Source organism: Rheinheimera sp. WS51 (assembly GCF_050936095.1).
Classification (GTDB): Bacteria; Pseudomonadota; Gammaproteobacteria; order Enterobacterales; family Alteromonadaceae; genus Alishewanella.
The window spans coordinates 57,758-80,233 of record NZ_JBOTRC010000006.1; the positions used below are offsets into that span (position 1 = coordinate 57,758).

The 22,476-nt window shown below is 40.4% G+C and carries 21 protein-coding genes; 2 read left to right on the forward strand and 19 right to left on the reverse strand.

What is annotated here, in order from left to right:
• The first annotated feature begins 142 nt into the window (after positions 1–142).
• Both ACRCA4_RS08975 and ACRCA4_RS08980 read left to right on the forward strand, forming a co-directional pair.
• Positions 143–1,030, forward strand: a complete 888-nt coding sequence (locus ACRCA4_RS08975) for a DMT family transporter (RefSeq protein ID WP_433187177.1) — start codon at positions 143–145, stop codon at positions 1,028–1,030.
• A 178-nt stretch (positions 1,031–1,208) separates the two neighbouring features.
• A complete protein-coding gene (locus ACRCA4_RS08980; protein ID WP_433187180.1) occupies positions 1,209–1,937 on the forward strand; it encodes a glutathione peroxidase in 729 nt (242 codons plus the stop codon).
• 140 nt (positions 1,938–2,077) lie between these two features.
• On the opposite strand, the gene ACRCA4_RS08985 is transcribed toward ACRCA4_RS08980, so the two are convergent.
• The 19 genes from ACRCA4_RS08985 to pabC all read right to left on the reverse strand — a co-directional run bounded on the left by ACRCA4_RS08985 (position 2,078) and on the right by pabC (position 22,397).
• Complete coding sequence (locus tag ACRCA4_RS08985; protein WP_433187183.1) at positions 2,078–2,377, reverse strand: hypothetical protein; 300 nt, start codon at positions 2,375–2,377, stop codon at positions 2,078–2,080.
• A gap of 40 nt (positions 2,378–2,417) precedes the next feature.
• Positions 2,418–2,798: a VOC family protein gene (locus ACRCA4_RS08990; protein WP_433187186.1), complete on the reverse strand. Its 381-nt coding sequence runs from the start codon at positions 2,796–2,798 to the stop codon at positions 2,418–2,420.
• Positions 2,799–3,072: 274 nt separating this feature from the next.
• On the reverse strand, positions 3,073–5,763 hold the full coding sequence (locus tag ACRCA4_RS08995) for a DUF349 domain-containing protein (protein WP_433187189.1): 2,691 nt from the start codon (positions 5,761–5,763) through the stop codon (positions 3,073–3,075).
• Positions 5,753–6,034: a YeaC family protein gene (locus ACRCA4_RS09000; RefSeq protein WP_433187192.1), complete on the reverse strand. Its 282-nt coding sequence runs from the start codon at positions 6,032–6,034 to the stop codon at positions 5,753–5,755. Before ACRCA4_RS09000 ends, ACRCA4_RS08995 begins: the two co-directional genes overlap by 11 nt.
• Positions 6,035–6,037: 3 nt before the next feature.
• Positions 6,038–6,364 carry a zinc ribbon domain-containing protein gene (locus ACRCA4_RS09005; RefSeq protein WP_433187194.1) on the reverse strand — a complete coding sequence of 109 codons (327 nt, stop codon included), beginning with the start codon at positions 6,362–6,364 and terminating at the stop codon, positions 6,038–6,040.
• Between the two features lie 568 nt (positions 6,365–6,932).
• On the reverse strand, positions 6,933–8,060 hold the full coding sequence (locus ACRCA4_RS09010) for a M14 family metallopeptidase (protein ID WP_433187197.1): 1,128 nt from the start codon (positions 8,058–8,060) through the stop codon (positions 6,933–6,935).
• A 165-nt stretch (positions 8,061–8,225) separates the two neighbouring features.
• Positions 8,226–9,677, reverse strand: a complete 1,452-nt coding sequence (locus tag ACRCA4_RS09015; RefSeq protein WP_433187200.1) for a glyceraldehyde-3-phosphate dehydrogenase — start codon at positions 9,675–9,677, stop codon at positions 8,226–8,228.
• 137 nt (positions 9,678–9,814) lie between these two features.
• The gene (gene msrB / locus ACRCA4_RS09020) at positions 9,815–10,198 is read right to left on the reverse strand and encodes a peptide-methionine (R)-S-oxide reductase MsrB (RefSeq protein ID WP_433187203.1); all 384 of its coding nucleotides are present in this window, start codon (positions 10,196–10,198) and stop codon (positions 9,815–9,817) included.
• A gap of 28 nt (positions 10,199–10,226) precedes the next feature.
• Positions 10,227–11,417, reverse strand: coding sequence for a 2-methylaconitate cis-trans isomerase PrpF (gene prpF / locus ACRCA4_RS09025; RefSeq protein WP_433187438.1), 1,191 nt, complete (start codon positions 11,415–11,417; stop codon positions 10,227–10,229).
• 621 nt (positions 11,418–12,038) lie between these two features.
• On the reverse strand, positions 12,039–14,627 hold the full coding sequence (gene acnD, locus ACRCA4_RS09030; RefSeq protein WP_433187206.1) for a Fe/S-dependent 2-methylisocitrate dehydratase AcnD: 2,589 nt from the start codon (positions 14,625–14,627) through the stop codon (positions 12,039–12,041).
• Positions 14,628–14,684: 57 nt separating this feature from the next.
• Entirely contained in the window at positions 14,685–15,812 is a 1,128-nt protein-coding gene (gene prpC, locus ACRCA4_RS09035) for a bifunctional 2-methylcitrate synthase/citrate synthase (protein WP_313909238.1), read from the reverse strand.
• A 34-nt stretch (positions 15,813–15,846) separates the two neighbouring features.
• Positions 15,847–16,731 (reverse strand): methylisocitrate lyase, encoded by an 885-nt coding sequence (gene prpB / locus ACRCA4_RS09040; RefSeq protein WP_433187210.1) that lies wholly within the window; start codon positions 16,729–16,731, stop codon positions 15,847–15,849.
• The gene (locus ACRCA4_RS09045) at positions 16,728–17,408 is read right to left on the reverse strand and encodes a GntR family transcriptional regulator (protein ID WP_433187213.1); all 681 of its coding nucleotides are present in this window, start codon (positions 17,406–17,408) and stop codon (positions 16,728–16,730) included. The genes prpB and ACRCA4_RS09045 overlap by 4 nt, the downstream gene beginning before the upstream one ends.
• 533 nt (positions 17,409–17,941) lie before the next feature.
• Positions 17,942–18,724, reverse strand: a complete 783-nt coding sequence (locus tag ACRCA4_RS09050; protein ID WP_433187216.1) for a TatD family hydrolase — start codon at positions 18,722–18,724, stop codon at positions 17,942–17,944.
• A 47-nt stretch (positions 18,725–18,771) separates the two neighbouring features.
• Positions 18,772–19,098: a PilZ domain-containing protein gene (locus tag ACRCA4_RS09055; RefSeq protein WP_433187218.1), complete on the reverse strand. Its 327-nt coding sequence runs from the start codon at positions 19,096–19,098 to the stop codon at positions 18,772–18,774.
• 11 nt (positions 19,099–19,109) lie between these two features.
• Entirely contained in the window at positions 19,110–20,012 is a 903-nt protein-coding gene (gene holB / locus ACRCA4_RS09060) for a DNA polymerase III subunit delta' (protein ID WP_433187220.1), read from the reverse strand.
• A gap of 3 nt (positions 20,013–20,015) precedes the next feature.
• Positions 20,016–20,639 carry a dTMP kinase gene (gene tmk / locus ACRCA4_RS09065; RefSeq protein ID WP_433187223.1) on the reverse strand — a complete coding sequence of 208 codons (624 nt, stop codon included), beginning with the start codon at positions 20,637–20,639 and terminating at the stop codon, positions 20,016–20,018.
• 1 nt (position 20,640) lies between these two features.
• On the reverse strand, positions 20,641–21,645 hold the full coding sequence (gene mltG, locus ACRCA4_RS09070) for an endolytic transglycosylase MltG (RefSeq protein ID WP_433187226.1): 1,005 nt from the start codon (positions 21,643–21,645) through the stop codon (positions 20,641–20,643).
• Complete coding sequence (gene pabC / locus ACRCA4_RS09075) at positions 21,639–22,397, reverse strand: aminodeoxychorismate lyase (RefSeq protein WP_433187229.1); 759 nt, start codon at positions 22,395–22,397, stop codon at positions 21,639–21,641. Before pabC ends, mltG begins: the two co-directional genes overlap by 7 nt.
• Between the last annotated feature and the right edge of the window lie 79 nt (positions 22,398–22,476).

Here is a 22,476-nt window from a genome sequence, read left to right on the forward strand (position 1 = left end):
TTAATCATTATACGTCATAATTAAGTTTATTTACCATTAGCCAGTGATCTGAAGCAATTTCATCGCTGCTGTATCTAAATCATTCATCTCGTTTCTTTAGCTTCGCTAAAGCATATCAATATTTTGCTTTAAGGATTATTTTGTGGCCAAAAATTCAATTAAATTCGCCATTGCGTTATTAGTTATCGGCAATATTGTCGCTGTTTTTTCTGATGCACTAATCAAGACCCTATCAGCTGACGGCCCTGTTTATCAATTCGTGCTATTTCGCCAACTAAGCGCCATTATTATTTTATTACCATTTTGCCTATTTAATCGCGAACACAACGTATTAACAGGCATTAAGTGGCATATATTACGTGGCCATATTTGGTTATTTGGTGCTGTCTGTATGGTACTGGCGCTAAATAACATGCCTTTGGCTACAGCTAACGCCATTTTTTATGCTGCGCCTTTAATTATGTTGCCTTTAGCCATGTTTATGTTTCAAGAGCGCTTAACTAAAACCACATTACTCGTCGCTATACTCGGCTTTGTTGGTGTGCTAATTGTTATTAAACCAACTCAAATTAGTTGGGCGGCTATTTTTGCCTTTATTGTGGCATTTACTATGGCCTTAAATAATATCTTAATTCGCAAGCTGCCAAAGCAGTTGTCTGTTTTTCACATATTACTGCTAACTAACCTTGTCGCCTGCCCCGCTGCTTTTGCTTTGGCAATGTGGGAGGGGATGCCCTGGGATTGGAATGCAGCAATAACAGCAGCAGGCTCTAGTGGTTTTATTTTAATTTATGCGGGGATCTGTGTTTTAGTCTATCGCTCTATTGAAACCAATAAAGTTGCCAGTGCTGAATACACCGGTTTATTAGCAGCTGTGGCAGTAGGTATTATCTGGTTTGATGAAATACCCGATCTAAGTATGTTGCTAGGTGCTGCTTTTATTATATTACCCTTACTTTGGTTAGCTAAACAAAATAGCAAGCAACATAGAAAACCAAAACAGAGCACGCTATGCGACAGCTCAAACTAGATAATTGCGCTATATTAGTTACTTAACAACTTAGTCCAGATGACAGTTAATTATTAATAGCAATTTAAGCTTAACCATTTAATCGATTTTATCAATCAAGTTTATAAAAATAAACCATTTGAGCTAATGCTAAACTAACGCCATACTTAAGCGGTATTCAAAAGCAAAGGAGCTAACAATGCTAAAAGATATTAGTGGTCAAACTGTACCTAAGGTTACCTTTAACTTACGTAAAAATGATCAGTGGCAAGCTGTCACGTCAGATGACATTTTCAAAGGTAAAACGGTCGTTGTATTTTCATTACCAGGCGCTTTTACCCCTACCTGCTCATCTACCCATTTACCACGTTATAATGAATTAGCTAATGTATTCAAACAAAATGGCGTTGATGACATTGTATGTCTTTCTGTTAACGATACTTTCGTCATGAATGCATGGGCAGAAAGCCAAGAAGCTAATAATATTACACTAATACCAGACGGTAACGGCGAGTTCACTGACGGCATGGGCATGTTAGTTGAAAAGAAAGATTTAGGTTTTGGTAAACGTAGCTGGCGTTATTCTATGCTAGTTAAAGATGGCGTAATCGAAAAAATGTTTATCGAGCCAGATGTACCAGGTGATCCGTTCGAAGTATCTGACGCCGACACTATGCTTAACTACATAAATCCAAACCAAAAAAAGCAAGAAGCGATTAGTATGTTTACTAAGCCTAATTGCCCATTTTGTAAAAAAGCAAAAGCCTTACTAAGCGAAAAAGGTCTTGATTTTGAAGAAATAATGATGGGTAGCCAAGCCTCATTAACAAGCTTAAAAGCCATTTCAGGCCGCGATACCGTACCGCAAATATTTATTGGCGGTAAACATATTGGTGGCTCAGACGATTTAGCAAACTACTTCGCTTAATTAACTTCACAACAACAAGCATGCGCCAAGTAAAAGGCGCATGCTTACATCCTTATTTGCTCATATTCCATTAATCACCAAAGTACATATAGGCCTTTAAGCCACATAATGAGTATGAGTTATCTCAGCAGTTATGGTATTCATGTGCTGCGCCACTTCTTGATTGTAGAAGCCAACACAGCAACAACGCTTGCGACCACTGCAAACTGACCTACCATTTGAAGAGCGAGTTTAGGCCAGAAAGTGAGTTCCTCAGTAAAAAGTGGATGCCATAAGTGAACAAGTGTTAGATTTCCAGGAAAAAGCAGTATTTGAACACCTGGCATTGGGCCAGCAAAAAATTCCCACAAATTCCAACTTAAAGTAAAAGTGACTAAACCGATCACTACAGACATTAGCCCCGAAAGAATCGCTATTGTTGCTGTATTACGCTGGTTCATTTTGTTCGCAACTGTCTCTATTAGCGATTTAATCTGTTTGTTAGGCACGTTTTTCTACTTTCCATGGTGGATTTAAACGATTTTGTCCAGCCCAATATAGTTTAATTTTATTACCCGAAGGGTCTTTAACTATAGCTTCTTTCCAGAGATAACGCTGCTCTGTTGGAGCTTGTTCAAAAACAATCCCCTTTTGAACTAATTTTTCACACAGTGTATCAAGATCTTCGTGTTCGAAATAAATAACTGCATGATTTTCAAATTGTTCATTTTCAAGTGAAAGTGAAAATGTCGAATTGCCATCAGGACAGGAAAATCTAGAATAATGTGCTGTATCGACTATTTGAGTGAAACCCAGTTTAAGATAAAACTGTACAGCGTCGTCCATATTTCTAACGGGTAAAGTGACCTGATTAAGTTCCATCTATCCTCCAAGCGTATAACCAAGCAGTAAAAAGTCGATACTAGCCAATTAATGCGTCATTTTATCAATGATATAACAAGCATAACTTTGCCTTTAACTACGAATTCTAGCAGCAATTTTTAAACAAAACATTAACTTTAGATTGTATATTGCAGTGACTACGACAAGCCATATAACGAATTTAGTTGCTGTTTATAAAATAAATATAAAAAAATACCGGTGTTTTGCACCGGTATTTTATAAGTAAAACTAGATTGGCTATAAAAGGTGTAGCTTAGGCAAATACCGCTTTTATTCTAGTTAATAAAGTTTGTTCGTTATCTTTAACTTGGCCAAATTGTAACCAGCGGTGCAAAAGTTCTTCTACCCCGACTGATTTTCCTTGGTTATGCTTATCAGATAATAACACTAGCTGAACTTGCTGCCGTTGGCTTTTAAATTCTTCAGGCGACGGTTTATCAGCAAGGATCTCTAATGCAAGCGTTAACTCTTCACGGCTAAATTGTTGCTCTTGCTGTTTATTAAAGCTATCGCTATAGGGTGCGGGCAAGTCTGATGCAACAAGCTCTGATGAGCTTAGTAGGTCAAACATGGCATTGAACTCTGCTTTTTGTTGGCGTTGTTCAATTTGCTGCTGTTTTAACTTAGCCGTTTCTAATAAGCTTTTTACTGCCTGTTGGTTATCCACTTGGTGCAATAAAGTTATAACTTCTTCAATTGCGGAAATACTTTGTGCTGTAGCAAGTTGAACGCTTAATTGTGCAACTTTAATCTCAATAGCGGCTTTGTCAGCTTGATCGACCAACTGTTGTTGTTGATATTGCTCGGCTCTAGCTGTAAAGAAACCATCACATAATTGCCTAAACTCTTGCCATAGTGCTTGATCTTGCTTACGCGCAGCAGAGCCTAATGTTTTCCATTGTTGTTGGCTTTCTTTTAAAATACTGGCCGTCACTTGAGGTTGCTCAAGCGATAGCGCATTTTTAACTTGCTCTATTAATTGCTGTTTTTGCTCAGAAACTTGCTGCTGCAAGGCTTTTATTTTTTGCCGTATAGGTTGAGTAGCGGCTTGATATTGCTGATATAAAGGTTGATAGTTTGCTTTATCTACTACGCCAGCTTGCTGCCAAGCTTTGCGTAATTGATTAAACTGTTGCTCTAATTGTTTTATATCTAATGCTTCAATCTCAAGTTGCTCTGCTTGTTTAATTATAGCTTGGCGCTGTGCTAAATGTTCCGCACGTTGCTGCTCTAAGTTAGCAAAATAACTACGACAAGGTGAAAATGCTTTTTCACAAGCAAGATCAAAGGCACTGTTTAACTCTGGTTCTAATTCAGCCGCGGCTTTACCTAAACTATTCCAAGTTGCCCGAGCTTGTTTAACTTGCTCTGCCCGCTGATGAATGTCTTTATCAGTGACTTGTTCCGGTAGCTGCTGAACTTCAGCTAATAAAGCCTGTTTGCGTGGTGTTGCAATATATTCTTGCCAATCACCTAATTCAGCTATTTTTTCTCTTGCATATTCAATATCTTTTGTTAACAAGGCTTGTTGTTGAGCAGTAAGCTGCTGGTAATCTTGCTCTATTCCCTTACTTAAGCCAAATAAGACATTAAACTTTCCTGCTTGATATAAACGCTTAAACTGAGCTAGTTTGCTACGACACTGCCTGACCACTTTATCTGTTTCAGCTTTAGCTTCTTGATGAAGCTTGCGCCATTTTTGTTGTAACTCTGTTTTTGCTTCAGCTAGGCTTTGCGGAACCGCAATAGCCATTTGTTTGCTAATTTGCCGCCATTGCTGCTGCCATTGCTGAATTTTAGGCTCAAGCGCCATAATAGCGCTGGTTTCTTCTACTACAGGTAAAACGGCCCAATCAGCAACAATTTGTGTTAATTGGCTAAGCTGCTCGGCTAATAAAGGTAAATTAGTTAGTTGTTGTTGTAACTTTGTCGCCTTTTTTAACAATGCTGAAGGCGCGTTAGCGGTAGTTAATTCTGATAGTAATGTCGCTATTTTTTGCTCTAGCTTCTGGGCTGCATTTACATCTGTTGCAACCAAGGCTTGCTCTAATTCTTGTTCTAAACTTGTTAAACGCTGAGTTAAGCTAGCTAGAGTTGCAGCTTTTGCATCAGCTTCAGCTTGCGCTTCTTGCTGTTTCGCTAATTCTGCTAACTTAGGCGCTAGCCACTGCTGTGTCTGATGTAATAACTTATTATATTTAAGCGTATACTCTTCAGCTTCTGCACCTAAGCAGTTGATATCTACAGATAAGCTCTGCCACTCTTGCTGGTATTGATCTAGTTTTGTTGGCAATTCAGCTATTGCGTATCGTTCGCGAGATGCATTTAATTTCGCTAAAAATAAAGTAAGCTGCTTACGTAATTTAATTGGAAGTTGTTTCTTTTGCTCTAATTGGTCTAGCTTAGCAATAACAGCTTGTTGTAACTCACCTGTTAGGCGTTTTACTAGTCGCTCTAATGTTTTTTCATCATTAATTAGCGTTAATAATTGCTGTTTTTGATCGGTGGTTAACACGCTGTCTTGCAGGGCTTGCGTATAAAGCTCTAACTTATTTAAACGCTGTAATAGATTGAATTTTATTTTAGGATCGGTTTCAGCTATAGCCAGTTGCTCTAAAATAGAGCTGCGATTACATTGCAAAATAAAGGTTTGCTTTAATTTAGTATCTACTTTATTTTGCAACAGCATTTCTATTAAACGTTGCTCAGACAATAGCTGTAACCGCTCGCTATTATCATGTTTGCTTGCTTGCCACCAAAGTGAAAAATCATTTAATTTTGTTAAAGCTACCCTGCGCACGGCTTCTGAGCCATCATTAAAAGCAAGTTCATGCAAAATCGTTTTATGTGGCGGTGTTTCGGCATTGAGCTCATTAATAGCGGCTTGGCGTACTGTGGCATCTTTGTGTTGCCATTTGGGCTTAAAGAAACGTTTAAAGATCATCGTGTGAAAACCTTGCAATAGAGGACTGTGTTTCGTTTTGCTTTTGTATTTCAGATTTTGTTTTTTGAATCATTTGTCCATCAGCACCTATGGTAAAAAGCTCTTCCGATTTTAATACCACTGCTTGATAAGCCATTACTAATTGTAAGCTATGGGCTAATTGAGCTTCTGATAGCAGATTGCCATCTTCCCAACGCTTTGTCGCCACCGCTTGTGCTAGCTTTTCATAAGTTTCAGGCGTCATAGCCTGAACTAACGCATTAAAATTCATTGATTATTTTCGCTTCTTTAAAAATAAAATACGACCACGGGTAATAATGTACCAACAAAAGCCAATAGCTATACAGCCATAGGCGATAGTTTGCTGCAAGCTACCTGGTAAGGGGTCCCACCAATACAATAAGCCAAACCCTAATAAAAATAACACTAACGCCAACATAGACTGGGTAATTAAGCTTTGTACTTGATCAAATTTTTTATCCCGCACTATTGCTTGCATTTTTTCTGCTGTCATTGCCGTTAAGTCTTTTTTGCAATGATTACATTCAGCGCTTTTATCTGAAATTTTTTTGCCGCAAAATGGGCATGCTATAATTGCCATCGTGTTCCAACCTACCAATATTAAAATCTGTAACAGTTTAGTTTGACATTACTAAGTAAACTTTACCCATAACGCCACTTTTAAGAGCTGTTTTATTAGTAACCGCAGCAAGATAATAACTGTTAATCGCTAAAACTGGGCTGTAGTTTTTTTAATTTGCTATTACTTTAAATCAGCAATTTTAACTAATGCCATGCCCTTTTCCAATGACTTAGCATATTGTTTTAACGCGGCCATAGATTGCTACAACATACCGCAATATTATTAGCCTGCACCATGCAACTAAAGTTGTTATTAATCAAGCCTCGTTATTAGATAACCCTCAATTACTTTTGTTATTTTTAGCAAAAACTCGGTAATTGTTATCTAGGTATAGGTTTGTGCTGTTGTAACAGTGCTAGGTGCCAAGGCTAACTAGCATTGTAAAGGGCTGTATTAATAGGTTTACTAACAACCGAGAGTATTAAACAACCTGTTACTTAGAATACGCGACAGGTTGTTTTTATAAAATTAACGCTAATAGCAGCATTTATATCAAAAGCCACTATTAGCTTGTACTTAATAAAACTTAACGTAGGTCGTCAACCACAGCTAATATTGCCGTTAGCATATCTTGGCCTAATTTCATTGAGCGAATGTCTGACCAGCCATAAGCTTCATCAGGTAAGTTTGCGTTATCTTTAAATGGCATCTCAACTGTGTACGCTAAGCATTTAAAGTGATCACCAACCCAAGCTGAGCCTACCGTCATATTCGCTTCACCTGGCGCATCTATGTCGTAGCCATATTTAGTCTGAAACTCAGGCGTTACAGTAACTAAGGTTTGTTTAAAGGTGTTTTCTAATTGCTCAATGCGTGAATTATAAGATGGCACACCTTCTGTACCCGCAACAAAGTTGTAAGGTAAGTTTTCATCGCCGTGAATATCTAAGAACATATCAACGCCAATTTCTTGCATTTTCTTACGTACTAAAAATACTTCTGGGCTCTTTTCCATGCTTGGCGTTTGCCATTCACGGTTAAGGTTACTCCCAACAGCATTAGTACGTAAATGGCCACGAACTGAACCATCTGGATTCATATTTGGTACGATATAAAATACCGCTTTTTCTAGAAGCTGACGAGATACACCATCATCTTCATCTAGTAAGCGGTCTATTAAACCTTCTACTAGCCATTCTGCCATGCTTTCGCCTGGATGTTGACGAGCTGTGATCCAAATGTTTTTCTTGCCTTCAGCTGGCTCACCAACAATAAGCATGCTCATATCACGGCCATCTAACGTTTCACCTAACTCTACTAACTGACAGTTATAGTCAGCTTGAGATTGATGCAATAAGTCCATATGGCGCTCGTAGCTATAAGGCGCAAAATAAGCAAAGTAGCAAGACTCGGCTTCAGGGAAATAATTGATGGTAAGTACCTGGCCATCATATTCAGTATCAACTCTAAACCAAGTTTGGCGATCATAAGACGCTACAGCTTGGTAGTCTTTCCAGCCGTCTGGATAAGCAGCACCGCCCGCATTCATAATCATCATTTTATGCGGTTCAGCATGAGGCGTATTTAAACGAAAGTGAAACCATTGATAAAAATCAGATTGGTTATCTTTACGGATGGCTAATTGAATATTATCTGGGCTTTCAGCGCTTAGTACTTCGATATTGCCGCTATCGAAATTGCTAGTGATTTTCATGTCGTTTATCCCTACTTAAAGTGAAATACGGCACAGTACAAAGCTGTGCGATAAAGTAACTCGTTATTTTGAGAACAATTTGTATGGAGTAGAATTGCGGTTGATTCTATCAGGTTATAGTAAAACAAAAAGCCGCTTTCGCGGCTTTTTAAAATAAATTAGCTATTAACGGTTAACCGGTAATGTTGGATATTTAATACCCGCCATTTCGTTCATAACGCGAATAACCTGAGTGCTATAACCAAACTCGTTATCATACCAAACATAAAGTACACAACGATCGCCATCAACGATGGTAGCTTGTGAGTCAACAACACCTGCGTAACGTGAACCCACTAAGTCAGAAGAAACAATTTCTGTTGAGCTTGTATAATCAATTTGATCTTGCAACTCAGAGAATAACGAAGTGCGCTGTAAGAAGTTATTTAACTCATCACGGTCGGTCGCTTTATCTAAGTTTAATGATAAAATTGCCATTGAAACGTTAGCCGTTGGAACACGGATAGCATTTCCTGTTAATTTACCTTTTAACTCAGGTAACGCTTTAGCTACTGCACTGGCTGCACCTGTTGAGGTTAATACCATATTAAGCGGGGCGGCACGGCCACGACGATCAGCTGAATGATAGTTATCAATAAGGTTTTGATCGTTAGTGTATGAGTGAACAGTCTCAACATGACCATTACGAATACCGTATTCATCATGTAATGCTTTTAACACAGGCGTAATAGCATTGGTTGTACAGCTAGCTGCCGATACAATTTTATGCTCTGGTAAAATCATGTGTTCGTTAACACCGTAAACGATATTAGCAACATCACCTTTAGCCGGAGCAGTTAACAATACTTTGCTGCTACCTTTGCTCTTAAAGTGAATGCTTAATGCTTTATCGTCTTTCCAAATACCTGTGTTATCAACAACTAGGGCATCATTGATACCATATTGGGTGTAATCAACCGCTTCTGGAGAGCTTGCATAAATAACTTTAATAAAGGTACCGTTAGCTTTAATACCTTGGTTTTCTTCATCTACAGTAATGCTACCGTTAAATGGACCATGGATAGAGTCACGACGTAATAAGCTAGCACGTTTTTCTAAATCACCTTTTTTACCACCACGAACAACGATAGCGCGTAAGCGTAATTTTGCACTTGGGCCAGAGCGTTCTAACATTAAGCGTGCTAATAAACGGCCAATACGACCAAAGCCATATAACACAACGTCAGTTGATTTAACGGTGTCTTCATGGTTTAACAAGCTAACAAGTTCACGGTTTAAGTAATCTTGTAATTGTAACGACTTATCGTCATTTTTATAAATAAAGCTATAAGCTAATTTAGCGATATCAATACGACCTGGAGCCAGGTCCATTTTACTGATAGCTTCTAATACAGGGAAACATTCACGCAGACGCAGTTTTTGTCCTTCAAAACGTTCCACACTTTTATGTGCTTTAATAATTTCAATTGTTGTCGCATTAACAAGTGGACGGCCGTATACAACTACTTCTATACCTTTATTCCGGTATAAGCGTCCAATAATTGGTTGCATGTTTTCGGCAAATTCCTGGCGTTCCTGCCAGCTTTTTTGATACTGTTCTTCGTGCGATAGAGTCATTATTAGGCCTTTTACTTCAATAAAATGAATTAATCGGAGATCATTTATAACAAGCACGGCCTAAGCCGCGGCTATTTAACGGCGCGTATTGTAAAGGATGTTGCCAAGATACGCCAATAATTAGCGATTATTTATGTTTACTCAGCTTCTTTAAACTGTAAAGAAACCGAGTTTACACAATAGCGATCACCCGTTGGCGCTGGGCCGTCGGTAAAAACGTGCCCAAGATGCGCATCACAATTTTTACAGGTTATTTCTACTCTTTCCATGCCATGACTCGTATCCGTTTGGTAATGCACCTTACCCGAAATGGCTTGATAAAAGCTTGGCCAGCCGCAGCCGGCATCAAATTTAGTGGTAGATGAAAATAAAGACTCGCCACAGCATAAGCAGTGATACGTGCCCTCTTTGGTATTGTGTAGTAACTCACCTGTAAAAGGCGCTTCTGTGCCTTTTAACCGAGTTACGCGATACTGCTCAGAGTTGAGTTCTTGCTGCCACTGGGCTGCTGACTTTTTCATTTTTATTCCATTAAATAGTTGCTATCAATTAAAAACTATCAGCCGGCACTCTTACCCAGCCTTCCATTAATACTCTGGCACTTCGGCTCATTATAGCTTTAGTGACTTGCCAATTATTATCAATTAACTTTGCCTCTGCCCCTACTCGTAATGTACCTGAAGGATGGCCAAAGCGTACGGCTTCACGCTCAACACCACCGGCTGCATTATTAACTAAGGTGCCCGGTATAGCGGCAGCTGTGCCAATAGCAACGGCTGCAGTCCCCATCATGGCATGATGCAACTTACCCATAGATAATGCTCTAACCACTAGGTCAATATCCGTTGCTGCAACCTGTTTACCGCTAGATGAAACATAGCCTGTTGCGGGCGCAACAAAAGCGACTTTAGGCGTATGCTGGCGGGCTGCGGCTTCTGAAACGTCTTTAATTAAGCCCATTTTCAGCGCACCATAAGCACGAATAGTTTCAAACATGGCCAACGCTTTAGTGTCGTTATTGATAACATCTTGTAATTCAACACCAGTATAGCCAATATCGGCGGCATTAATAAAAATGGTTGGAATACCTGCATTAATTAGCGTGGCTTTAAAGTTACCTACACCTGGCACCTCTAGTTCATCAACTAGGTTGCCGGTAGGAAACATCGCGCCGCCGCCGTCTGCTTCGTCAGCGGCTGGGTCTAAAAACTCTATTTGTACTTCTGCCGCGGGAAAGGTAACGCCATCTAATTCAAAATCACCGGTTTCTTGTACTTCACCATTTGTAATAGGCACATGGGCAATAATCGTTTTTTTAATATTGGCCTGCCAAATACGCACAATACAAACGCCATTCTCTGGAATGCGATCGGCGGCAACTAAGCCATTACTAATAGCAAAAGAGCCAACGGCTGCCGTTAAATTGCCACAGTTACCACTCCAGTCAATAAAGGGCTTATCTATAGCAACTTGGCCGAATAAATAATCTACATCGTGATCTGGCTGGCTGCTTTTACTTAAAATAACCGTTTTACTGGTGCTAGAGGTTGCCCCGCCCATACCATCAGTATGTTTAGCATAAGGATCTGGGCTGCCAATTACCCGTAATAATAAGTTATCTCGAGCCGCGCCAGCTTGTTGGGCACTGGCTGGTAAGTCATCTAATTTAAAAAACACACCCTTACTGGTGCCACCACGCATATAGGTTGCGGGTATTTTAATTTGTGGAGCGCTCATAATCACCTATCTTTTAATTAACTTTTAATAGTCATAGAGTCCGAAGGTTAGAACCTCTGAATTGTTGGCACAGGATGTTTGAATCCTGCCGAAGGCATTAGGACGAGTTACTGTGACAAACAATTCTGAGTGTTGTAACCGAAGCAGCTAAAACGCTTTTAACTATTTCGACAAAGTTCGAGACGACAATCTATTTTAGCTCAGCCTTTCGTGTAACAGACTATAACTCTGGTGCTAGCGCACCTTCAGACAGCCTGTGCTGACATAAAACAGACGTCGACTCTACCTTGTCTATATCTGTAATAGATTTCGTTTAACTCTAGTTACTCAAGCCTAAGGTTAGAACCTCTAAATTGTTGGCACAGGATGTTTGAGTCCTGCCGAAGGCATTAGGACGAGTTACTGTGACAAGCAATTAAGAGTGTTGTAACCGAAGCAGCTAAAACACTTTTAACTATTTCGACAAAGTTCGAGCCGACAATCTATTTTAGCTCAGCCTTTCGTGTAACAGACTATAACTCAGGAGCTAGCGCCCCTTCAGACAGCCTGTGCTGACATAAAACAGACGTCGACTCTACCTTGCTAACTCTAGGTTCTTAACCGAAACCAAACACACCTTAGCTTTTAAACAGCACCTTGTAAAAAGTCCTGGGCAAAACGCTGTAATACACCGCCTGCTTCATAAATCGAAGCTTCTTCTACTGTATCAATACGGCATAACACTGGTACATTAACTGTTTCACCGTTTTTGCGGTGAATAGATAACGTCATCTCAGCCTGTGGCTTAGGATCGCCAATAACATCGTAGGTTTCGGTGCCATCTAACTGCAAGGTTTCACGCGTGGTACCTGGCTTAAATTGCAGCGGCAATACCCCCATGCCAACTAAGTTAGTGCGGTGAATTCGCTCAAAACCTTCAGCGGCAATAGCCTCAACACCGGCTAAACGCACACCTTTTGCCGCCCAGTCCCGCGAAGAACCCTGACCATAATCGGCACCGGCAATAATAATTAACGGTTGTTTGCGCTGCATGTAGGTTTCAATGGCATCCCACATCCGCATCACTTTGCCTTCAGGCTCTAAGCGCGTTAACGAGCCTTGTTGCACTTTACCGTCAACCACTGCCATTTCATTAATCAACTTAGGATTAGCAAAGGTAGCCCGTTGTGCCGTTAAGTGATCACCACGGTGGGTTGCATACGAGTTAAAGTCTTCCTCTGGTAAGCCCATTTTATGCAAGTACTCACCTGCTGCACTGTCTAACATAATAGCGTTAGATGGTGATAAGTGATCTGTAGTGATATTGTCACCCAACACGGCAAGGGCCCGCATAGCTGTTAAGCTACGCTCGCCAGCAAATGCGCCTTCCCAGTATGGCGGACGGCGAATATAGGTACTCTGAGGGCGCCAGTCGTATAAAGGATCAATTTTGTCACCGTAATCTACAGCAACATTAAACATTGGCTCGTACACTTTACGAAATTGCTCTGGTTTAACGCTTTGTTTTACCACCGCATCAATTTCTTCATCGCTTGGCCAAATATCAATTAAACGCACTTCGTTGCCGTCTTTATCTATTCCTAGAACATCTTTTTCGATATCAAAACGAATTGAGCCGGCTATTGCATAAGCGACCACTAAAGCTGGTGAAGCTAAAAAGGCTTGTTTAGCATAAGGATGAATGCGGCCATCAAAGTTGCGGTTGCCAGATAGTACGGCTGTGGCATATAAATCACGCTCTACCACTTCTTTTTGAATTTCAGGATCAAGGGCACCACTCATACCGTTACAAGTAGTACAAGCAAAGCCAACTATACCAAAGCCTAATTTTTCTAGTTCTGGTAATAGTTTAGCGTCTTCTAAATAAAGCTGTACCGCTTTTGAACCTGGCGCTAAAGAGGTTTTTACCCACTCTTTACGGGTTAACCCTTTAGCATTAGCATTACGGGCAATTAACCCTGCGGCAATAACGTTGCGAGGGTTACTGGTGTTTGTACAGCTGGTAATAGCCGCGATAATAACAGCACCATCTGGCATTTTACCTTCTTCTTGCACATAACTAGCAGCAATACCGCGAGCGGCTAAATCAGAGGTGGCTAAACGTGAATGAGGATTCGACGGGCCAGCCATAGTGCGGCCAACCGAAGATAAGTCAAACTTAAGCACCCGCTCGTATTTAGCTGTTTTTAGGCTGTCTGCCCATAAACCCGCTGTTTTAGCATAAGTTTCAACCAGCTTAACTTGCTCGGCGTCACGTCCGGTTAGGGTTAAGTAATCTAGCGTTTGCTGATCAATATAAAACATGGCTGCTGTGGCACCGTATTCTGGTGTCATATTCGATATTGTTGCCCGGTCACCTAAACTTAGGCTTGTTGCACCTTCGCCGTAAAACTCTAGATAGCTAGAAACCACTTTTTGCTGACGCAAGAACTCGGTTAAGGCTAACACTATATCAGTTGCCATAATGCCTGGCTGTGCTTTACCGGTTAGCTCTACCCCGATGATTTCAGGTAAACGCATCCAGCTAGCACGACCTAGCATAACGCTTTCAGCTTCTAAGCCACCTACACCTATAGCAATAACACCTAAGGCATCAACATGCGGGGTATGGCTATCTGTACCTACTAGGGTATCTGGATAGGCTACCCCATCTACAGCATGAATAACCGGCGACATACGCTCTAAGTTAATTTGGTGCATAATGCCATTACCAGGTGGAATAACATCAATATTTTTAAAAGCTTTTTTAGTCCAATTAATAAAGTGGAATCTGTCATCGTTACGACGATCTTCAATAGCACGGTTTTTATCAAAGGCATCGGCTTCAAAACCTGCATGCTCTACTGCTAAAGAGTGATCGACAATTAATTGCGTTGGCACAACCGGATTAACTTTAGCCGGATCACCGCCTTTAGCGGCAATAGCATCACGTAATCCTGCTAAATCCACTAAAGCGGTTTGGCCTAAAATATCATGACAAACAACTCGGGTTGGAAACCACGGAAAGTCTAAATCGTTTTTACGGTATATAAATTGTTTTAGAGCGTCGGTTAATAATTCTGGATCACAGCGGCGCACTAAGTTTTCAGCAAAAACCCTAGAAGTATAAGGTAAGCTGGCATAAGCCCCCGGCTCTATGGCATCTACGGCCGCTTGGGTGTCAAAATAGTCTAATGGCGTACCCGGTAGTGGCTTGCGATATTCGCTATTCATAATAAGTACCTGTATTTAATTTGTTTAAAGCTATCTACGCAATTAAGCCAAGCTGTCTTATCGTTCAGCTAAAGCTTTAACACTACGTGGCTCTACCCCGATATAATCGGCACTTGGACGAATAATACGGTTATCTGCACGTTGTTCCATTACGTGCGCTGCCCAGCCTGTTAAACGGCTACAAACAAAAATAGGCGTAAATAACTTAGTTGGAATCGACATATAGTTATAGGCTGACGCATGGAAGAAATCAGCATTACAAAATAATTTTTTCTCGCGCCACATCACGGCTTCACAACGCTCGGAGACATCATATAAGGTTGTGTCGCCATTGGCTTTAGCTAACTTTTCTGACCATTGCTTAATAACAGCATTACGCGGATCAGACTCAGAGTAAACAGCATGACCAAAGCCCATAATTTTTTCTTTACGCTCTAACATGCCCAATAATTTTTGCTCTGCATCGTCTGGGTTGGCCATTTTTTCAATTAATTCCATAGCCGCTTCGTTAGCACCACCGTGCAATGGACCACGTAATGAGCCAATAGCACCGGTAATACAAGAGTGCATATCACTTAAAGTTGAAGCACAAACACGAGCGGTAAAGGTAGAGGCATTAAACTCATGCTCAGCATATAAAATTAATGATGCCTGCATCACTTCAACATGTAATGCTTCTGGTTTTTTATCGTGTAAAGTCCATAAGAACTGCTCAGCAATAGAGTCTGCATCGGTATCAACATTAATACGCTTGCCATGATGACTATAGTTGTACCAATAGTTAACTAAACCGGGGAAAATAGCCAATAAACGATCTGTCGCATCTTGTTGTTGCTCAAAGCTCGCTTCAGTTTCTAAGTTACCCAACATTGAACAACCGGTACGCATTACGTCCATTGGGTGAGCTGATGCCGGAATACGCTCTAATACTTCAGCTAAAGCTGTCGGTAAGCTGCGTAAAGCTTTTAATTTCTTTTTATAAGCCGCTAATTCTGACGCTGTAGGTAATTCACCTTTTAAAATAAGGTAAGCGACTTCTTCAAACTCACAGTTTGCGGCTAAGTCTTTTACATCATAACCACGGTAAGTTAAGCCTGAGCCGGTTTTACCTACAGTAGATAACGCTGTTTTCCCTGCGACTTGACCACGCAGACCCGCACCAGTAAGTTTTTTTGCATTTGTCATTATGTTGTCTCCGTATTCTTAGTAATAAATAATATTATTTAGATTTTTCACTAAACAGCGCATCTAGCTTTTGTTCAAAGTTGTGATAATTTAAAAAGTCGTATAACTCAGCACGTGTTTGCATACTGTCAACAACCGCTTTTTGATCGCCCTGCTCTAATATAGATTCATATACGTTTAAGGCCGCTTTATTCATGGCTCTAAAGGCACTTAATGGATAAAGCACCATCGCCACGCCAACCGCGGCTAGTTCCGCTTTATTAAATAAAGGGGTTTGGCCAAATTCAGTGATATTTGCCAGTACAGGAATTTTTAACGCGTCGCTAAAGGCTTGGTATTGCTCTAAGGTGTAAACAGCTTCGGCAAAAATAGCATCGGCACCTGCAGCTTCACAGGCTAAGGCGCGCTCAATGGCGGCTTCTAAACCTTGCTGAGCTAAGGCATCGGTTCTAGCCATAATAAAAAAGCTTTCGTCTGTGCGGGCATCAACACTGGCTTTAACCCGATCAACCATTTCATTTAAACTAACAATTTCTTTGTTAGGTCTGTGGCCACAACGCTTTTGGGCAACTTGATCTTCAATATGAAAACCTGCAGCACCAGCACGTGTCATCTCTTTAACGGTACGAGCAATATTAAAAGCACCGCCCCAGCCTGTGTCAGCATCAACAAGTAGTGGTAAAGAACTCGCGGCTGTAATACGGCGAATATCTTCACATACATCATTTAATGATGTCATGCCTAAATCCGGTAAACCAAAAGAGGCATTTGCAACACCAGCACCAGAGAGATAAATTGCTTTGTGACCGCTTCGTTCGGCCATCATAGCGGTATAAGCATTGATAGTACCGACTATTTGCAACGGCTGATTTTCACTAATAGCTGAACGTAATTTGTTTCCTGCTGTAACTGTTGTCATGAAAATTCCTCATTTAGGTTTAATCGTTGTTCTATATTTTGTCGTGACGCTGCAATATGGCGACGCATTAACAGATCTGCTAATTCTGCATCACGATTTTCAATAGCATTAAGAATAGCTTTATGTTCATCAAATGCACGTGATACACGCGGTCCATTCATACCAAGCTGTACTCGGTACATACGGACTAAATGATATAGCTCGTCACATAAGATATTAATTAAGTAGGGGTTTTTACTGCCAATGATCACTTTATAGTGAAAATCTAAATCACCGGCTTCTTGATAATAACTTTCGCCTTCACGCACTCGTTGTGTCGACAGATGTTGATCCAGCAACTGCCGCACTTGAGCAATTTCTGCCTCACTCATATTCTCTGCGGCTAAACGACAGGCCATACCTTCTAGCGTTTCGCGTAATTGATATAAAGATATTAATCCTTTTGGAGACAATTTAACTACACGTGCTCCTGCGTTAGGAATACGTTCAATTAAATGGCAGCGCTCTAACCTTGCTAACGCCTCACGCAAAGGCGCACGACTTAAGGTAAAACGCTTGGCTAATTCAGGCTCACTGATTTTACTGCCGGCAGCGATAGTGCCTTCAACAATGGCTTGGCGAATTTCAACTAAAACCCGATCTGCAGCAGTAATGGGTAAGACAGTGGAGTTGTGCAAGATAACCACCAATTGTCGACATTTAATTTATTTGAAACTGTTTTAACGCTTAACCATGCCATTGTCAAGCATAATGGAGAACATATTGTCGACAATGAGTCTTTTGACTAGCAAATAATGTTTTTGAATGTGAAGTGAAATATATACAGCCACCTTTAGACTTTTTTATTATAAAAAGTAAGAATGCTAAAACATTAGTGTATAAAGAAAATCTGAGTATGCTTTTTCTCAACTACAGCAATAAAGGATCTCAGGGCCGTAAAATAGGCTGTTTTAGCTGCAAAATTTGCAAAAAAACATTTTAGATAAAACTAAAAACAGGAATTTACTTTAAATGATTTGCACTTTTAACAAAAAATAATTGAGCAAAAAACAAGCTATTTACTAAACTGAATATTCAACTTGTTTTAAAGATTTGATTACGACACGATAGCGCACGGCTCATTCCCTATGAGCCATTCCCCTAGCCCAGAACAATGCAAATTAGTTCTGGGTTTCTTTTTTTACAAAATGAAAGAGGAAATGGCCAAACATTAGTTGGGTTTATTGACCGCTGTGAACAATTGATAGAAGTTATCCGTTGTGACTTGCGCTAAATCTTCAACAGAAATACCTTTTAGCTCAGCAATAGCTTTAGCGACAGCAGTTACATAGGCAGGCTGATTTGTTTTGCCTCGAAATGGCACTGGTGCTAAATAAGGTGCATCAGTTTCAATTAATAAACGATCTAAAGGAATTTTTTTAACTACATCGCGTAATTCATTGGCATTGCGAAACGTCATAATACCGGAAATGGAAATATAAAAGCCCATATCCATTGCAGCTTTAGCCATATCCCAGCTTTCTGTAAAGCAGTGCAATACACCACCAGCATTTTCAGCTTTATAACTACGCATTAAGTCTAAGGTATCTTGGCGTGCTTCACGAGTATGTATTATTAAAGGTTTATTAACCCTGTTAGCAACGGCAATATGGTTAACGAATGCAGCTTGCTGTGAGGCTTTGGTTTCGGCAGAATAAAAATAATCTAAGCCTGTTTCGCCAACAGCAACAACATCTGATCGTTGGCAATATTTAAGCAATAAGTCAGGATCAACTTGATCGTGTTGGTGTAATGGATGCTCACCACATGATATCGATACCATTGGATAGTCAGCAACTTGTTGAGCCATTTGCTCAAACTTACTTAAGCTAACGCAAACACAAAGCATATGTTGAATTTTTTCGGTTGTAGCTTGAGCAATAACTTGGTCCAAACTAAGACCAAGCTTATCAAGTTCTAATAAATCTAAATGACAATGTGAATCAACAAACAAGGGAAATCCTCAGCTAAAAGGTTAATAAAAATCTAAAGAAATGCAATTTACATAGTATGGGTAGTTTCACCAGCTGCCGCATACTCACCAACTAGTTTTTCTATTTTGGCACTTAATTGATGTTTATCATCAATAAATGCAATACCAATCCCCGCTGGCATAGCACTTTGCGAACCATGTGGTGAAATCCAAGCTACCTGGCCCGATACAGAAATCGCATCAAACTCATCTGGTAAGGTTACTGATAAAGCGACAGATTGCCCCATCTTATAACCAGAATTGGTTCTAACAAATAAACCGCCATTTTTTAAAAATGGCATAAAGCTACGATATAATTCTTTTAAATCACTAAAACCTATTGATAATTCGTCCATCTATAACTCCGCTAAAGACATAATCGTCTTAGATCCGTTAATAAACCGCTTAGTGCAAGTGACTTATTTTGCCCTAAAATTTGCTGCTCGTCACGACACCAACGTATATAGTATTGATGCGCTAAGGGTATACGTTCAGCATTAAGCTGTAATAACTGTGGCATAAAGGTTTTACGCAGATAAAAACCTAAAATACCAGCCACTTGTTCAGTGGCTAATAATTGTTTTACTGTTTCTTGTTGTGATTGTTCACCAAAAAAGTAATGTTCAAGTGAACTAAGTGATAACTGAATCGCATCAGCTTTGCCTGACTCGAGCAAGTCTAAGGCTTTTAATGGCCCACCACTGCAATAGCTTAACAAAAAGTCAGGCACAACACGATTTGAATGCTGCGCTAACCACTGAGCTGCGTTTTGATCAAACTGAGCAGGCAGCGGCCAAGCTTGCAGACGGCTGAGTAAGGTTGCACTCAAACGCGCCGAATAAGCACTGAGTAAAATTAAATAACCGTTTTCAGGCGGCTCTTCTAATGTCTTTAAAAGTGCATTTGCTGCCGCCTCTGTTAGCCGCTCGGCATTTGCCAGCAATACCACCTTTTTATGTTGTTGCTGAGCTGTACTTTGCATAAAGCGCGTAATTTGACGCACAGCATCAACACCAATACTACTGCTGCTGGCATCGATAATTAACAAATCAGCATGATTTCCCGCTTTGCGCAGTAAACAACTTTTACACTGCTGACAGGGGTTATGCTGGATGTCGCTATTGGTACAAAGCAAGTTGGCAATTAGCCAATCAGCCAGCTTAGTTTTACCAACCCCCTCTGGGCCGGTAAATAAAATAGCATGAGCCAAATTGCTCTTAGTTACTAGAGTAGTAAGTTGGACCTGATAAGGCATTAACCAAGGCAACATTTATTAGATCACTCGCTTATTAAGAGCAGCTAAGATATCAGCATGCACCTGCTCTATAGGCTGGCTGGCATCAATGGTCACAATATTGGCTTCATTAGCAGCAATTTGTTGATACTTTGCTCGGGTGCGCTGAAAAAAAGCCAGTTGCTCTTGCTCTATTCTATCTAGCTTGCCTCGCTCTAAAGCACGTTGTAAGCCAATTTTTGGATCAATATCTAAATACAAAGTCAGATCAGGTTGCTGATCAGCCAGTACGGCACGGCGCAAATCGTTAATAAAAGCTTCATCTAGTTGGCGGCCACCACCTTGATAAGCGCGTGATGAGAGATCATGGCGATCAGCTAATATCGTTTTACCCGCGGCTAATGCTGGCGCTATTACATTAGTGATTAGCTGCATCCGAGCTGCATACATTAACAGAAGCTCTGTGGTGGGAGATACTATTTCATCAGACACCTGCTTAACTAAATTGCGTATTTGCTCTGCCATAGGAGTGCCGCCTGGCTCTCGAGTACAAACCACATCATGACCTTGCTGCTCTAACCACTGTTGAACTAAAGCAATCGCTGAACTTTTACCCGCGCCCTCAAGCCCTTCTACCACTATAAACCGTGCTTTCGTTAGCATATTAGTTTCCGAAAATATATTTCTGCACAGCAGCATTATGCTGCTTTAATGTTGTTGAAAATTGATGGCTGCCATCGCCTTTACTAACGAAGTAGTATAAGTCTGTTGTCTCAGGTTGTGCTGAAGCAAGCAAAGCACTTTGGCTAACCAAAGAAATTGGCCCAGGTGGCAAGCCAGCATGACGATAAGTATTATAAGGGTGTGGGTCGCGTAAATGTTTACGCGTTAAATCACCATTAAAATTTTTAATACCATAGATAACCGTAGGATCGGTTTGCAACCGCATATTTTTGCGTAATCTATTAATAAATACTGAACTAACTAACCGCCGTTCTGGTAAATAACTACTCTCTTTTTCAACAATAGAAGCCAATGTCAGTAACTGATACGGATTTTGCAATGGCAAGCCAGTATCACGCTGTTGCCAAGCGACTGATAACTGTTTGATCAAGGCATCAGTTGCCCGTTGAATTAACTGACTAGCCGAACTATTTGCAGTGTAATAATAAGTATCAGGAAATAATAATCCTTCAACAGAAGTAGGTTTTTCTCCCCACTCCTTAGGCCAGTTAATTAATGCTAAAACTTGATCAGTAGATTGGATATCTAGCTTAAGGTATTCAGCAAATTGCAGCCGTTGTATAGCTTGTTCTACAGTTTGGCCTTCAATAAAGGTTAAAGAAAACTGAGCCACTTTACCATCACGAAATAAACTAAGTAAGGAAAATAATGGCATATCACCCGACACCCTATAACTGCCTTGTTGTAAGGAAGCTAATTGAGGCTTTAGTTTGGTATATAGCTTTAGTAATAAACAGTCACTTGAGGATAACTGGCCTAACTTTACCCACTCTCTACATAAGCCCTGCACTGATGCACCTGATTTTACGGTATAAATAGGCTCTGAAAAATCAATAGTTAATGAATTTAAGTGTTTAATACTAGCAAAGTACCCAGCCAGTGATACAAAGATTAGCAAAATAAGAAAAAGAATTTTTTTTAGCATAGAGGCTGCTTCATTAAGGTGAATACCGACGACATATCAAGTTGCTTAGCCATAAACTGGCGCACTGGCACTATCCCCATTAAGGCATTACAAATAAAAATCGCATCAATATGATCAAGCTGATCTAAGGTCCAGTTTACTTGTTGTACCTTAATCTGTTCCATCAGCTGTTGACGCATAACGCCCGCGACACCTGCACGAGTTAAACAAGGAGTATACCATTGGTTTTGACGATGAAAAAAAACATTTGCCGCTGATGCTTCGCAGGCAAAATTCTGTTGATCAAAAACCAGTAAATCATCATATTCGCTTTGCAAAAGTTGCTGCTTAATTAGCACTTGCTCTAAGCGACAGGTATGTTTTATGCCCGCCAAAGCCGGTTGAATCGCTAATTTTAGCTCTGCTATACCTAAATGAATTCCCTGTTGTTGCCAAACACTATAATTAGGAACTTCGGCACAACTGATGTAAATATTAGGCTTATCTACATTGGCGCTACTGTAACCTCGCCCCCCTTGTCCTCTGGAAATTAGCACTTTAATGACTTGATCAGTTTGAGTGATAGCAGCACGGACATCTTGCGTTAACTGTGGCCAATTAATACTAGAAAAGTGCAGCCGTTGTGCTGCCTGTTGAAGTCTGGCGAGGTGCAAAGGCCATAACTGAATTTCACCTGCTTTTACTAACATGGTAGTGAAAAATCCGTCGCCATAGTTGAAGCTACGATCTAAAGGGCTAACGCTTAAGGTCACTTTGGGCTCCATAAAAAAGTTACCGCCACAGTATGCCTTAATTAGTCACTAACACAATAGCAAAAATAAAGGCTGCATA